Source organism: uncultured Algoriphagus sp. (assembly GCF_963974835.1).
GTDB lineage: Bacteria > Bacteroidota > Bacteroidia > Cytophagales > Cyclobacteriaceae > Algoriphagus.
In genome coordinates, this window is record NZ_CAXBET010000005.1 from 1 (window position 1) to 14929 (window position 14929).

General features: G+C 43.2%; 14 protein-coding genes. 4 read left to right on the forward strand and 10 right to left on the reverse strand.

The window, feature by feature from the left end; genetic code table 11:
- Positions 1–229: 229 nt before the first annotated feature.
- The 4 genes from AACZ73_RS11390 to AACZ73_RS11405 form a co-directional block, all read right to left on the reverse strand.
- Positions 230–877, reverse strand: coding sequence for a hypothetical protein (locus tag AACZ73_RS11390; RefSeq protein WP_339877923.1), 648 nt, complete (start codon positions 875–877; stop codon positions 230–232).
- Between the two features lie 237 nt (positions 878–1114).
- On the reverse strand, positions 1115–1309 hold the full coding sequence (locus AACZ73_RS11395) for a hypothetical protein (RefSeq protein WP_339877925.1): 195 nt from the start codon (positions 1307–1309) through the stop codon (positions 1115–1117).
- 19 nt (positions 1310–1328) lie between these two features.
- Positions 1329–2222, reverse strand: coding sequence for a terpene synthase family protein (locus AACZ73_RS11400; protein WP_339877926.1), 894 nt, complete (start codon positions 2220–2222; stop codon positions 1329–1331).
- Positions 2219–2803: a hypothetical protein gene (locus AACZ73_RS11405; protein ID WP_339877928.1), complete on the reverse strand. Its 585-nt coding sequence runs from the start codon at positions 2801–2803 to the stop codon at positions 2219–2221. The genes AACZ73_RS11400 and AACZ73_RS11405 overlap by 4 nt, the downstream gene beginning before the upstream one ends.
- 349 nt (positions 2804–3152) lie before the next feature.
- Between AACZ73_RS11405 and AACZ73_RS11410 the strand changes: the two genes are divergently transcribed.
- Both AACZ73_RS11410 and AACZ73_RS11415 read left to right on the forward strand, forming a co-directional pair.
- Complete coding sequence (locus AACZ73_RS11410; RefSeq protein ID WP_339877929.1) at positions 3153–3560, forward strand: MauE/DoxX family redox-associated membrane protein; 408 nt, start codon at positions 3153–3155, stop codon at positions 3558–3560.
- A gap of 1346 nt (positions 3561–4906) precedes the next feature.
- Positions 4907–5155, forward strand: a complete 249-nt coding sequence (locus AACZ73_RS11415) for a hypothetical protein (RefSeq protein ID WP_339877931.1) — start codon at positions 4907–4909, stop codon at positions 5153–5155.
- A gap of 32 nt (positions 5156–5187) precedes the next feature.
- On the opposite strand, the gene AACZ73_RS11420 is transcribed toward AACZ73_RS11415, so the two are convergent.
- The 4 genes from AACZ73_RS11420 to AACZ73_RS11435 all read right to left on the reverse strand — a co-directional run bounded on the left by AACZ73_RS11420 (position 5188) and on the right by AACZ73_RS11435 (position 12047).
- On the reverse strand, positions 5188–6540 hold the full coding sequence (locus AACZ73_RS11420) for a RagB/SusD family nutrient uptake outer membrane protein (protein WP_339877932.1): 1353 nt from the start codon (positions 6538–6540) through the stop codon (positions 5188–5190).
- A 22-nt stretch (positions 6541–6562) separates the two neighbouring features.
- On the reverse strand, positions 6563–9781 hold the full coding sequence (locus AACZ73_RS11425) for a SusC/RagA family TonB-linked outer membrane protein (protein WP_339877933.1): 3219 nt from the start codon (positions 9779–9781) through the stop codon (positions 6563–6565).
- Positions 9782–9785: 4 nt separating this feature from the next.
- Complete coding sequence (locus AACZ73_RS11430; RefSeq protein ID WP_339877935.1) at positions 9786–11567, reverse strand: thioredoxin-like domain-containing protein; 1782 nt, start codon at positions 11565–11567, stop codon at positions 9786–9788.
- Positions 11568–11903: 336 nt separating this feature from the next.
- Positions 11904–12047, reverse strand: a complete 144-nt coding sequence (locus tag AACZ73_RS11435) for a hypothetical protein (protein ID WP_339877937.1) — start codon at positions 12045–12047, stop codon at positions 11904–11906.
- Positions 12048–12668: 621 nt separating this feature from the next.
- Here AACZ73_RS11435 and AACZ73_RS11440 point away from each other — a divergent pair.
- Positions 12669–12854, forward strand: coding sequence for a hypothetical protein (locus AACZ73_RS11440; RefSeq protein WP_339877939.1), 186 nt, complete (start codon positions 12669–12671; stop codon positions 12852–12854).
- A gap of 136 nt (positions 12855–12990) precedes the next feature.
- Here the strand turns inward: AACZ73_RS11440 and AACZ73_RS11445 are convergent, their stop codons facing one another.
- Both AACZ73_RS11445 and AACZ73_RS11450 read right to left on the reverse strand, forming a co-directional pair.
- Positions 12991–13905: an ImmA/IrrE family metallo-endopeptidase gene (locus AACZ73_RS11445; RefSeq protein ID WP_339877941.1), complete on the reverse strand. Its 915-nt coding sequence runs from the start codon at positions 13903–13905 to the stop codon at positions 12991–12993.
- Positions 13905–14258 (reverse strand): helix-turn-helix transcriptional regulator, encoded by a 354-nt coding sequence (locus AACZ73_RS11450; protein WP_339877943.1) that lies wholly within the window; start codon positions 14256–14258, stop codon positions 13905–13907. Before AACZ73_RS11450 ends, AACZ73_RS11445 begins: the two co-directional genes overlap by 1 nt.
- Before the next feature lie 136 nt (positions 14259–14394).
- Here AACZ73_RS11450 and AACZ73_RS11455 point away from each other — a divergent pair, with 136 nt between their 5' ends.
- The gene (locus tag AACZ73_RS11455) at positions 14395–14640 is read left to right on the forward strand and encodes a DUF2188 domain-containing protein (protein WP_339877944.1); all 246 of its coding nucleotides are present in this window, start codon (positions 14395–14397) and stop codon (positions 14638–14640) included.
- Positions 14641–14929 lie beyond the last annotated feature (289 nt).

Genomic DNA, 14929 nt, shown 5'->3' on the forward strand with positions numbered 1-14929 from the left:
GCTTGTTTTGCCATATGTATATGGGTTTTAAGTGTAACATGCAGGAAAATTCAGGTTTATAACACTGGCTATCAATTGAATGTGCAGTCTACTACAGAATCTGCTATACCTTCAGGTTTTTGCAGTATTCTGGAAGGTATCCGGACATAAAAAAATCCCGGAAAACCGGGATTAAGCTACTGCTGGAAGTTATAAGGCGACTGATACTTTGGTGAAGGTGAATGGAACCTTATTCCAACCTACCCAAGCAGATGGAATCCGAAAACAGTCTGCTTTCGTTCTTTTTTGAACGATAAAAAGATACATACACATATCCACCTACCAGATCCAGATTTGGATGCGGGGTAAATTGCAGCAGGCCCCTCTTTCTGTACACTCCCCCGTCTATGACCTGGTAGCTTTTGTGGAGTGGATGATAGATCAACACCCAACAAAGATCCGAGTGCCTGGCCCTGCCCACTTCCTCCACAATCCAGGAGATGGAATAGGATCCGTCACCGTCCTTCACCAGCTTCAGGCCTGGTGCAAGATCCAGATCCCCACCGCAAACTTTGACCTTTTCTGGATAGAGCCGGGGAACTCCATCCTCATTCTCCACTGCATGCTTCAATGCCCATGACATGGCCACGTGGATCCCTCTTTTCCCACCTGATACAAAGCGCCCGAAACCTACGGCCAGTACCGGTTCTATGGGAAGGAGGAACTTCTGGACCTCCACAAAAGCCATGTTTGAGTAGATTTGCTTTTTGGAGGGTTTGTATTCACCGGATCTTACGGCGATCTGCTTGATGAACGTCTTCCCCTTTTGCTTGTAGATTACCAGGTTTCCGACTTTTCCGTTGACTCCGCTAAGCAGAGAATCTGTTATTTTTCCCATGGTAGTAAGTAACTCGTTAGGTTTAAAGTATAATATGACTTATGCCAGTCCTATAGCACCTCCCTTGTTGCTCCCACTCTGCGCCCTTGCTGCTCCCTTACGTACTGGGAGAGTCAAGGGAACAGCAAGGGAGGATTAAGGGAGAATCAAGGGCGGAAGTATGACTTTGGCTGCCTGTAAACTCCTATCATTCCTGGCTATGGTGGGGATAGCAACCCTGATTTGACAAATGGAGCTCTAGAATAAATATTCCCTAAGCTTTTCTTCCGGTATCCCGGAGAATGCGGAAAACTCCGCCACAGTCACAAACTGCTTTTCCCCTTTATCAAAATGTTCCCGGATTTTACGTAGCACATCGTGGCTGTACCGCTCACTCCTACCGGTGATCCGCTGGACATCCTTGGCATAGATTACACATCGTTTGATTAGCATCTGACTTCTCCTTTCCGAATTAGGTTTTATTTATTCCATTTATCTTGGTTCCATACCGAAGTGCATTTTCTTCGGACCAATACAGGCACCCTCCAAGAAATAATCGGAGTTCATCGGCCCAATCAGCTCTTGAACCACCTTCCATTCTCACACATTCTACTACTTCTGAAAAACTCTTTAGAAGTTCCATCAGAAAATTTCCGCCATGCCTGAGTATCTCCACATCACTCAGTCCTAAATCAATTTGCCTCAGAACAAGCTCATTTGCTCCCAACTGAGACTTCTTAAACTTTTTAAATAATACAAGATCATTGGAAAGGCAACATATTCGGCATAGTTCAAACTCTACCCATTCAATTGGATACCTTTCTGCCCGCCAATCCATCTTCAAAAAGTGAAGCGCCGGAAAAACACCTGATCCAAAGCCTGCCTGCTTCACACTGGAATCCAGATCCGGCAATATTCCCCGGTTTTTATAGTCGAATTCCCAGCGCTTTGAGCCGAGGTAATCATCCATATTAAACCAAAGAAATTCACTCCACTCTGCATTTCCGCTATGCTCCATATCCATAAGGACATCTGCCAGTGCACAGGAAAGCGGGCTAAAAGGCGAATCATAGTTCTCTACATATGAAAATTCACACCACATGTGGAAGAATGCCTGTGCTTCTTCAAAAACACAATTCTCCAACAGTTCATCCAGGTGATGTAGACATAGAAACAGTTTCATCGCTCTTTCAAGCGATGGTTTATCCAAGTATGGTAGTGTATAGCCTGCAAACCATAAGACTTTATATTGGATAATGAGAGATCCATTTCTCACAATCCCAAAATTTCTCCCCCAAGCTAGAACATTAGCTTCGGCCTCCCGGGTATGGAGATTTAAGGATATGGGCAATGATGACAGGTTCATGATTTGCCTAGTTCTTTTTTCCAGCGGGCCACCTTACTCGTGCTACAGTTGAAAAAAGCAGCCAATTCCTTCCTATCCAAAAATGAACCTATACCAGGCAGGACTTTCAAAAGTTCAGGATATCCATTTTTTAAACCCAGAATTCTTACTCCTGAGACTTTCGCCCGCCTTTGGATTATGAAATGCATCATTTTTCCATTTAACTCCACTAGGATCGGATGTGTATCGAGCATTGTTTTTTGATCCGACACACTCATCTCCAGAAACACTACTTCTGTGATTGATTTTAGGTAATAATCCATTCTATTACCAGAATAGTAGGAATGGTATTCTCTCACCACATCACCTTTGCCAAAAATATGTTCGAGAGTTGGTTTACCTTTCTCTTCCTTATAAAGGCCTATAAATCCACTGCATAAAAAGCGCGAATTTGTATCCACCTCCCCAGGGTTCTTAATGAGAATTCCCCTTTTAACCGATTTTTGGTGTATCAGAGGAAAGACTGGCGAAAGTTCCTCCTCCGATACAATCATCAGTTGATTAAAGAAATCAACTAACTGTTTTTGATACTGTTTATCCATAGCCTTACTTTTTATAAAAACAATCAATTCATTAGGGCGAAAAAAGCAGACGGATCATCTATCTCAGACTAAAATTGTAGTATTAAGATAATGTTAACTTTTTCGTTTATCCAAATCCACTCCTCCTAATTATTAAATAACATGTTGAATTTGTGTCATTTGACACGAATTCATAATGGAAATCCAATTGGTGTCAAATGACCATGTAACTATTCACAAAGAGTAGCTAACTTTTCTATTGAAGAAAATAAGGGAGGGTTCTTATCCCGATTCAGAGCCTTCCAGACATGATTTATTCTCAGGACGGGCTTTCTTTAAGAGAATGAATGAGTCGAATAATATATCAACTATGAATAAAATTGTGAGTGCTACTTTAATTCTGCTATGGACCTATACGGGGCTGGATAAACTGATCCGCTTGGAAGCAAGTAGAAAGGCTTTCCATAACCAGACTTTCCCTGCAGACCTAGCGGAAGTTCTGACTTATTTAGTTCCTATCTCAGAGTTGCTGATTGCCCTGCTCCTGCTCTTTTCGGTCACACAATGGTGGGGATACCTCTCAAGTATACTCCTCCTTACCGTCTTCACCACTTATGTAGGATTGATCTGGGTAGGAGCTTTCCCACGGGTTCCCTGTAACTGTGCTGGGATTTTAGAGTCATTGGGTTGGGCTGAGCATTTCTTCCTGAACCTGGGATTTATTGTAGTTGGGGTGTGGGGGCTGTATAGTTTAAAATGGAGGGAAGTTGGAGGTTAGGAGGTTTGGAAGTTGGAGGTTGGGAAGTGGGAAGTTAGAAGTTAGAAGGTAGAGGTTGGGAGGTTTGTTAGTTGTTAGTTGTTGGTTGTTGGTTGTTAGTTATCTGGAATTTAAAATGAAGGAATTGAGAATTTAAAATGGGCGGAAGCTGGAGGTGGGAAGTTGGGAAGTCAGGAGGTTCGGAGGTTGGAAGTTGGGGGTTGTTGGTTGGCTTTGTGAGGCTGACACTTCGACTTCGCTCAGTGTGACAGGAGTAAAAGTCTAAAAAGGAATTTGAAATGAGGGAATTGGGAATTTAAAATAGAAAGAGATTAGGGATTGGGAGAATGGAGAGGAAATAAGAGGTGGGCATGCCGTAGGTATGCAATATAGGTAGCGCCGGGTTTTAACCCGGTGTAAAATAAGATCAAAAGGCCATTGCCTCCTGCCCAAGATCATCTATTGGATACAAGAAGTAGTGCAGGAGGATGGAAACGAATCCATTGGGAAGTTGAAAGTTAGAGGTTGGAGGTTGTTGGTTATTGGTTGGCTTTGTGTGGCTGACACTTCGACTTCGCTCAGTGTGACTGTAGACGAAGGACTATTTGAAGGTTAGTAGGTGGCCTGGACAGCATGCCGTAGGTATGCCATGTGGGTAGCCCAGGGTTTCAACCCTGGGATCAAGAATTATATTCATTCCACAGCGCTGGCCCACAATCTTCATTTGCAACGAAAGCGTGATGCCAGCAAGATGGAAATGTATTCTAATATGAAAATGGTCTATGGAGACATAGTATAAGCTGTGGCGATGAGCCGTTCTTGGAGACACGAACGGGGGCAGACCACTTTGTTACCAACTCAGTATTCCTCGCAATTGCTTTCATGGATTGTACCAAACCCCACTAAAAAAGCCCAGGGCTAATGCCCCAGGCTACGTCGGTCGTTAAGCTTTAATTACTATAAAGACCTATCAATTCTACGCCGTAAAGATAAACTATAATTACAAGTAAACTATACTACCATAGAAAAAAATGATCCAAGTGAAATAATAAATATAAAAAAACGGGCAGGGACATTGGTCAGATCCCCACCCGAAAAATGACAATGCGGACACTATAATGTGACCTATCAGTAAAATTTGCACCGTCCATCTCAAATGACGGGGAGTTGAGATGCCTGTCAACACTCGGCGGTGCAGGGAGTGGAACCGGCTCCCGGATCGGGGCTACCCGGACGGTTCAGCCCCTGAACCAGAGTCCTTGGGTGGATTCCTCACGAAGGATGAAGTCCTCGGAAGGGACTCTGGACCAGGGTATCTAATATAATTATTGTTCAACTGGGAGGCAACTCCCAAAAACGACACGATTATGAAATCAATAACCAAAATGCTCCCGGCACTGGGATTAGTGCTCGGAGCAACCATGGCGATGGCCATGAATTTCGCAGATCCAATGCCTGATCAGGTATATGCAAGAGATCCTTCCAACCCTTCCCAGTTTATCGATGTGACAGAATGGGAACCTGGAGTGGATTACAACTGCAATGCCACAGGGGATTGCCTGTATGATGCTCCCAACGGGAATGTCATTCAATCTGGAACCTTTACAGAATTGTAAAGGAGGCGGGGAGCAAAAACTCCCCGCTATCATTAATCTTCCCTGTCAGTCTGGGGTATCGGGTTTAAATTCAATTCTCCTTGGGGTATAGGTAACACATATTTTTTGGATCCGTAATTTAATTTCACCTCTTCTCCCATCCATTCTCTGGCTATTACCCTCTTAAATTCCTCCTCTTGATTCAATCGCCGAAGGTCTATCCAATTGACTCCGCGATACACCAAACTTTTTCGCTTCTCCTCCAAAATGACTTCGAGAAGTTCCTGAATTCCGTTAATATTAAAAGGAATAAATTTTCCGGTAACAAACCTCGTCTCCAAGAAATCATTCAGTAGATCCAAAGCTGCAGCACTCTGCCCTGTTCTCGCAAGACACTCCATTTTGATAAAGTAAAGCTCATCCAATGCAATCCCTCCAAACCTTCCGAAATTTCCTGTATATTGACCCTTAAAAGAAAATCCAGCATTGGATCTGCCCTGCCCATAAAGTACTCTTCTCAAATCCCACATACCGTAACTCTCATAAATATCTGGATGAATCCAGACATTTACATTCCCCACCCCTGAAAAACTATAGGACAATATCACTGAGTGAAACACCACTTCTGAATTGTATTTTGCAAAGGGGTAGCGTGCCGTGCTATCCTGGCTATTGTAATCCATTAAAGAATAGGCAGAATTTTCCATCACCAAGTTTGCAGCATTCCCTGCAGATTTATAATCACCCATCACCAAATGAACTCTTGCTTCAAGTGCTTTAGCTGACAACCGTGAAGGTCTTGTTTTAAGTGACTGGGTCTCCGGTAATACTGAATAAGCTACTTCCAAATCCTGCAAAATTGCCTTATAAAAAACGTTAAGCTCCACCCTGGGTGAACGTTCCAGAATCTCACTGTTCAATCTTAGAGGAATCCCAAACGTACTGGCTGCATTTTCAGCATGGTAAACAGGGGAAAACACCTGCGCCAACATAAAATGGGCATGAGCCCGATGGAACAGAGCTTCCCCCATTAGGTAATCTACTTCCTGTGATTGAGGTAAGAGGCCCAATTGATCCAATGCTACATTGGCGATAAATATCTGATGATACATTCTGGACCAATCTGCAGATTCAGCCCCAGCCCAAATGTCTTTTTCCCAGATATAGGCATTTTGCTCTGCCGGCGTGGATAAGGCTGTCCAACCATCATCTGTGATCCACAGATCATCCGAAGACAGCAGACCAAAACCCGGGACAACATTCAGGTCGCTATCATTGTCCAATAATGCCCTGATATCCTCCACTGTGGTAGGTATTAAAATGGATTTATCAGGGCGTTCGTCCAAAAAGCCCTCACAACCCCAAATCATAAACAAGCTCAGCATATATACATAGTTGATTTTCATAGTCTTAATCTTTAATTAACGGTTAAAAACTGGCGCGTACCCCTACAGCGTAGGACCTCATGGGATTGAGATATCTGTATTCAGGATCCAACCGATCAGAAGAAGCTTTCCAGATCATCCCAAGATTGTTCAGATAGGAGTAAACCTCTAAACCGGAAAGGAAACTTTTGGACGATCCATCAGCCGGAAAGCTGTAACTGATATTTATGTCCTGAAATCGGATGTGGTCTCCCCGTTCTACCAACACTTCGGAATAGCGGTACAACTGATCCCTGTTGGAACTTCGTGCTTCGGGAATGGAAGGAACATTAGTCCTCAGCTCATCACCAGGGCTCCGCCAACGCAGTGCAAAGTCCGAGTGATCCGGCTCTCCTGTCAAAAGATTTTCATACAACACAGAATTCCTTCTGTAATAATAGCCAAGCTTGTAAGTGATGTTAAAAGAAACAGAAAGCCCTTTCCACTGCAGGGTATTTCTGATAGATCCAAATACGGTAGGTCTTGCAGATCCATGGTAAACCAGACTTTCCAAATCTGAGGCCTGAATTATCCCGGAGTAATCGCTGGAAGGATTTCCGTCCAGATAGCCCCTCGGATCTCCAGTATCAGGATCCAATCCTGCCCATCTATAGCTGAAGACAGGATAGAGCGGATAGTCCTCTACCGGGGAAATCACCCCAAAACCTGTAGCTCCATCCATCAGAACATTGTTAATGGGTTCTTCCAATAAATACCTTGATACAATTTCACTGTTGGTACTAAATAGCCACTGGGTATTCCACTTCACCTTTCCCTGGATATTCCGGGTGTTTAGGATAAGATCTAAACCATGTCCGGAACTGTTGGCAGCATTTCCCCTAAAGGAACCCAAGCCGCTGGAGGGTGGAAGCTGTGTATTGGAAATCAGGTCCATTCCTTTCTTCCAGTAATACTCCACAGACCCTGAAATTCTTCCGTTTTGGGATTCAAAATCAACTCCTACATTCACTATTCGGATTCTTTCCCACCTTAAATCAGGATAAGGAGGGTTCATGATTCGGGCATACGGCACCCCAGGGTTATAGCCAAAAAACGAGCTCGTCAAAAACAGGGCGGTAGTCTCACCTGTGAGGGACTTATCAATATTCCCGTTATACCCATAAGATCCCCGCAGCTTGAGGTAAGGAAGCTTTTCCCAATCGTAAAAGCCCATCTCACTGAGTGTCCATCCCAAACCCAGGGAATACAACGGAATTCCCCGCTGGTTGCTCCTCACCCCAAACAAATTCGATTGATCCTTTCTGGTGCTCAGCGTCACGTCTACTTTTTGGTCATAGGTATAGCCTACATTCCCGTAATAGGACAGAAACCGGTCTGACCTGTCACTGAGTCCTGCACTGTTGGGAATTTGCCGTGACAGGAATGGATTATAATAATAGGGATAGGTGTTGACCAGATCCACCGGTATAGATGAAGCTAATGTTCGATTATAACCATAATAGCGGGTGCCATAGGAATTGAACTGGTTGTCCTTTGCCTCAAATCCACCCAGAACATTCAGCCGGTGTTTTCTCTTCGTTATTCCATAGCGTAGCAAGGAACGAAACTGATGGCTTCTGCCTGATGAATTATTCCTATCCAAAATCCCTCCTTTTGGTACAGGATAGCTCAGTGTCCCAGCCCCATCCACTTGGGTAAAGGTATTAATCAGATCCTGGGCAAAGTAGCTCTCCGGTCCGTGCTCGGTTTGGACAACCGACTGATTGTCCCAATACTGATAACTTAGTTCTGCCTTCAACCCATCCAGTATTTCATAGGCCACCCCTGTGGTCCAGCGAATTTCTGTGGAAGTAAAGTTATCCATACTGTTCCCCCTGTCCAGAAGAGGGATATATTCCCAGTTCAGCAACCCCTGTTGTTCGGCTTCCAGCACAAACTCCCTTCTATAGTCCCTGATCAGCGGCAAAGGATTTCCTGCTTCATCTGCCAATTGCCCATAGGGATATACCCGGGTACCTGGAGAGAAATCCAGACTTCCCACCCCTTGATTGGCCTGGCTTCCCCCCTGCTGGATCCATGCCAGCTGGTTGGAAAATATGATTCTCCCTTTCCAGAATTTTATTTCCTGATTTCCTTTAAAGGTGATCCTTTCATTCGAGTTACCCTGTAGGTTTCCCCTGCTGGAATCATAGCCTAAGGATATACCAAACCGCTGATTGTTTCCTCCTCCGGTCAACTGAAGGGCATATTGCTGATCGATCTGGGGCTGGTAAAAGTATCGGTTGATATCCGACCTAATATCCTGACCGCGCAATATTGAAAGCTGTCTGTCTGCTTCCTCCCCGGAAATCTCCCCTTTGCGCAAAGATTCCATCACTGACACACCTGGGGTGATAGGCTGATGATCGTAAGATTCGATGATCGAATTGTAGTAACCTCTGGAAAACAGCAATTCCTCCACATCCAGAAAATCCCCTGAATCCATCTGAGGGGCATAGAAGGCATCCGGCTTTTGGAATACCGTTGTGTTGGCATTAAGTGAAACCTGTATGGGCTGGTTGTAAGCCCCATTTTTGGTAGTGATCACAATCACTCCGTTTCCTGCTCGGGCTCCCCAGATAGAAGCGGCCGCTGCATCCCGCAACACGGTCACCGATTCCACATCATTGGGATTGATGTTTTCGATAGGGCCATCGTAAGGAAAATTATCCACCACAATCAGTGGCTGGGTGCTGGCGTACAAGGTACCACGTCCACGGATGGAAAGCTGTTCACCCTCTCCTGCCATAGGATTGACTATCAACCCCGATGTAACATTGGCTAAGCGGGAAATGATATCCGGGCTGTTACTCCTATTGACCAATTCATTCCCTATTCCCACGAATGAACCTGTAATGCGTTCCTTGGGAAGCTCTTGGTACCCTGTGGATAAAACTTCCACACCTTCAAGTTCCAGGCCTTTAGAAATCAAAAGGATAGACAACGGTTCCCGGGTGGGCACTTTAACAGTTGATTTCCAGGTTTCAAACCCAATAAAACTTACCGATAATTCGTAGGTACCTTCATCCAGTTCCATCTCAAACTCCCCGTTTTCATCGGAAATCACAAGAAGCGAAAGGGCCTGCACCTGAATACTTGCACCAGGTAGGGGCAGCCCGTCCTCGGAGGAGCTCACCGTTCCTTGCAGTATCTTTGATTTTTGTGCATGCAGGGGAAACAGAAAGCTCCCCCACATCGCAAGTAATAGTAGTGTTCTTTTCATGGTTTCAAGGTTTGGGTGGATTCTGATTCAATTCATGTTCAATCAAGGCAATCAAATCAGGAGCAAGAAAAGGCACTTGGGAGGTCTGAATAAACCTGCCTTCACGGTTAATCAGAATGCGATTGGGAAAGGAACTGATCCCATAACGAATTAGAAATGGATGGTTTCTGTTTTCCTTTCCGGTATATAAATTGGTAAACCCGGACTGGGTGTAGCGGCCGGATTGGAGGCTTCTTTGCCAGAGTTCCGTATCGAAATCAGCAGAAACGGTAATCACCTGAACGCGGGGATCGCCCTCATATTTTTCTTCCAGTACACTGAGGGTCTGCTCATTGAATGCCACACAGGCTTTGCAGCCCGAAATCCAGAATTCAATCAGGATCACCTCCCCTTTCGCCACTTCATCCCATTGCAATGTATTGCCCGATTCATCCAAAAATTCAAAGCCTTCGATAACAACACCTTTTCCTTTCAGACTTTCCAGCGTGCGCAGCTCCTGGGCAAAATGAGAATACTTCATGTCAGCTATAAAATCTTTCAGCCTGCCCTCTGCCAAGGGTATGTTCCCAAAGGATTCGTAGAAATACCGCACCAGAAATTTTTCCCTCCAGTACGCCAAATTGATTGAGGAAATCCCTTCCAATGGCTCCTCATCATTCACTGCTGACCAGAGTTTCATCTTGGCGGCAAAGTAATCCATAGCTGCTGCGGATCTCTTATCCAAGTCTAGCTCCAAAGAACCTTCTGCCTGATCCAGTTTTTCCCTGGACAATGCAAGCAATCCATCCAAAAAATCACCCTGTTCTCCTGACCGTCTGGCAAAGCGAAGATGGCCGCTTAACTGGTTAAGATAGTTTTTCCATTCCCGCAGCTCTACCTCCTTCCTAAAGAAATCCAGATAAGATTCCGAAACTTTGCCGGTGTAGGAATCTATATATTCCCAATAGGCCTTTAGGCTACCGGAGGGTGAATACAGATCCAATTTTTCCAACTCCTGCAACAACTCAAGGTCACGGCTTCGGATCTCCAGTACCGGTCCTGCACTGGATAGCGCTGATTCCCGCTGTTTGGCAAAGTCCGGGTTTTCCAATACCTTCCTAGGATTTGGGGTCCATAGCGTAGGAACAGTATTGGCTATCTGTTCCCTTTGCAATTCAAACAGCCCTTGCTGAAGCTTAAACTGCTCCCTGCTTTTCCCACCAAACACTAGGTAACTACTTTCCAGATCCAGAAACAACTGAATGCTATCATTGGGATCAATCCGATAAAGCTCCATAAAAGGATTACCATCATTCAGGGACAGGGAAAACCACTGCGTCCCATGCGCAGCCAGATTATATTGGAAGCTCTTATCCTTTGGATATCCGCCTTCCATCAGGTTCCCGGGCTGCAACTGCAAAAACAGGTGATTGGATCGGGGGGCTTTCGCTCCGGTAAAAAAGTAATCTGGATAAACTATCAACTGGATCTGGGAACGCTCACTGTATTCCGATACGCGGCCCCATATTACCGCGTTATTACCCAAGCCTGGATCTGGCCCCACTGAGGCAGAAGAGCTTTCGCCCTCCTGCCCTGTTGCAACGGAGTGATCAACCAAACCATTTTGCTCCGGCAAGGTATCGGAGCGGGTCTCCCCGCCCCGATGGGTGTCCCGCAATCCAAACGGGACACTGGGGCTAGACCTATGAAGAAAATCCGCCCCGGGTGAATCAGCAACCTGTGCTGTGAGTGTGCTTCCGTATAGGCATAGCGATGCCAGGAAGCATGTGAGTAGTGTTTTTTTCATGCTTTAAATTTTTAAGCTGGAAGACGGAAGAAAGGTGTCCGGTGTCGGATGACCGATGACCGGTGTTTGTCACGCTGACACTTCGACGTCGCTCAGTGTGACTGAAGTCGAAGCGTACAAGTCCATAATCCACAGCAGTCAGTGGGCAGTGAGCAGAGAGCAGTGAGCAGTCGCAGTATTCAGAAGTGAGAAGATCAATGTGTGTCAGGCTGACACTTCGACGTCGCTCAGTGTGACTGGAGTCGAAGCCTCTTTTCCCTAATCTCCTATCTCTAGCTTCATTGTACTTGGTACTTTATACTCAAACCAAGACATACCTCTGCCACTCTGCCTTTCTCAGACAACCAGCAATATGAATAAGAAATAAACTGAAGTAATGGAGCTGTTGACCTGCTGCAGCAGATGATCTCCATCATCGTGTGGCGTCCTTCCCTGATTTGTGTGGATAGTCCCGCCACGGCGGGCAGGCCCGACGAACATACAAAGCCCAATCGGAAGCAATCAGAGAGAAAAAGTGCCCTGATCCTTAAATCGGATTCTTGGGCTTCAGGGGATACAGACGATCTACCGCGGCGATGCCGTGTACCTCTGGTAATGAATAATAGGTAATAGGTAATGAGCAATGTGACCCAATGTAAAAAAGCGCAGACAGATCCTTCTTCCAGAATACTGATCCCGGGAAGCTACTTAATCCAGAAAAAATCACAATCTGTTCCATGATACTTGGGTTATAAATATGTCCAAGTCAAGTCCGTCTCAAAAAAAGAGGCGTGAACTCAAACTAGCCGTCTTAGAGGTACTGGTATACCAGAGGAACAAGCAAGTAAGTAGCCCACGCCAATGGCGTGAGCATTCTCACTCATTTATCCCGTTCCTCAATTGAAATTACCAGTTTCCTAAGACGAGACTCACAAGTGCAAATGCATTCAAAAAGAAAGTTTGCAGGTTAGTAAATATCCTAACCGCATCTAAGTTAGTAAAAACATACAAAAGGACAAATATGTCCTAATATTAATTTACTTATTTCATGACTATTGTTATGTGGGAAGAAAGCCAAATTACAAAAACCAAGCATTCATTGACAAGGTGAGCGCTAAAATCTTGGAACTTGCTGAAGAACAAGAGTTAAAACAGGAAGTAATTGCAGAATTATTCCAAGCTGACGATAATAGGCAAATTGGAAGGGTATTAAGAGGTGAGACAAACTTCGGGATTAGCGAATTAGAAAGATTTGCTAAAATCTTAAACGTTCATCCAAAAACGTTTCTGGATTTTGATTGGGAATAAGAGCCGTTTTCAAAGTCATTTTTTATCATGAGATTCCAAAATTCTAGGCAGAGGTATGTGATTATTGAGAACGGGAAGAGGATGGTTTAAAATTTGTTTCTAAACTTACCAGAAAGTTTAATCCTTAAATATAAAGTCATTGAAGAATGACTTTAGTCTTCGCCTTATTTTTTTCTCCTTTTGGAAAAATAAAAACGAAACTATTAAATGTATTATTAAAAAAATGATATGCCGCTTTTATTTCCTCTCCTTCTTGTGTAGTTAATGAAATCGCTCCTTTTTCGTGAAACTTCTTTCCAAATTTAAAGTCTTGTACAAATGCCCATTTAAAACCAAACTGTTCGGGAAGCAATAATTCACCAAACTCTTTAATAAATGTTTTTGAGTAGAATAAATCCCTTGTAGTTAATATATTAACATGACCATTTTGATTAACAGGGTGATTTAGAACAAGTAACGCGCACCTGTTTTTTGATTGAAGAACATAATTCCTAAAGGCTGAATGAACAGACGAACCAAATTTCTTTCTCAATTCCATTACAGCACCAAGTCCTAGTTTCAATTTTTGGCATTCTTCCAAAAAGCGTTCATGTTGAAATAAGGTGATGGAAGCAAAATAATTTGCTTCTGCCTCAAACTGTTCCCCATAATCTTCGCATAAGGTCTCGTCATTATCTAAGGCTAGCATAATTTCGTTCTGCCATGGCAAAACACCATGTCCAATTTCATGTAATTTGACGAAATTCTTCTTACCTAAATTTTTATCTAAATTTGAATCTACATAAATGATTTTTTCCTGCCTGTCGAAAATGCCTTTAATTTTTGACAGGGCACTTTGTAAAGCACTCTTTGAAGGATTTATTAATTTATCCCTTAACAAATCAAAGAATGACGTGTCAATATTGTTTAAATCTACTTGGGTATCAATGGCGAAATTCGAATAAGCTATTATATTATCGACTGGAGTAGGAAAAACATCGAAGGATTTACTCTCTTTTAAAATATTATAAGAAATTTTTTCAATTTCCTTTCTAGTAAAGTCATCTATCATTATTCCTTTTTTCGTGATTTAATGAATTCTAGATACTTCAGAACATCATTGCGCTCCTCTTCAGTTAAATTCTCCGCTCGAAATGCTATTTTTTGAGCAAAGTTCAAATTAATTGATTCCTGCTGAGCTTGTTTTCTATCTATCAAATTTGCATTTGATAGTAAGGTTTTTAAAGATACTTTGTATAAAGAAGAAAGTTTTGACAAAATATTAACGGATGGATTTTTTATTTTATCATTTTCTAATTGGCTTAAATAAGCGTTAGAAATGTCTGTCAAATCTTCGACCTGCCTCAAAGTAAGCCCAACGTTTCTTCTTGCATCTTTTAAGGTTATGCCAAGTGAACTCATCATTTTTTTTTACAAAGATACAAAACCCGTTTAAATATCAAGCAAAAATCTAAATGAAATCTAAATTTACAATAATTACTTGCTTGATAAATTTAGATTTTATAATTTTGAGGCATTATAAAATAAAAACAAAGGATTTATGGCAAATTATCATGTAACACAAAAAGCAGGGCAGAAGGGATGGAACGTCCAAAAAGAAGGTAGTAAAAAGGCTTCAGCAGTTGTTCCAACCCAGAAGCAAGCAGAGCAAACCGCAAAAAAGTTTGCATCAAATAATGGAGGAGGTGAAGTTAGGATCCATCGCCCGAATGCAGGACCTATCAGAGACAGCGATACCGTGAAGCCTGGAAACGATCCTAGATCAATAAAAGACAAGAAGCACTAAAATGAAAATCTACTAAAAATAGAAAAACCGGAAAAAATTCCCGGTTTCATTTTCCTTTAAGGAAACCTAGGCCCTTGCAAGGCTTTCGGTACGATTGTTTTCAGACTTCGAACGTACCTCCTTTAAGTGATAAATGCAAGCCTATAGGAATTTTTAACATATGAAAATTCATATGCCGGCAGTACTAACTAAACAATTTTAACTGCAACCAGAAGGCTAATTTTCAGGGCATTGCCCACAAAATCTTTCACTGCTGAAATGATAGGAATGTGAAAGTGAAAGTGAAAAG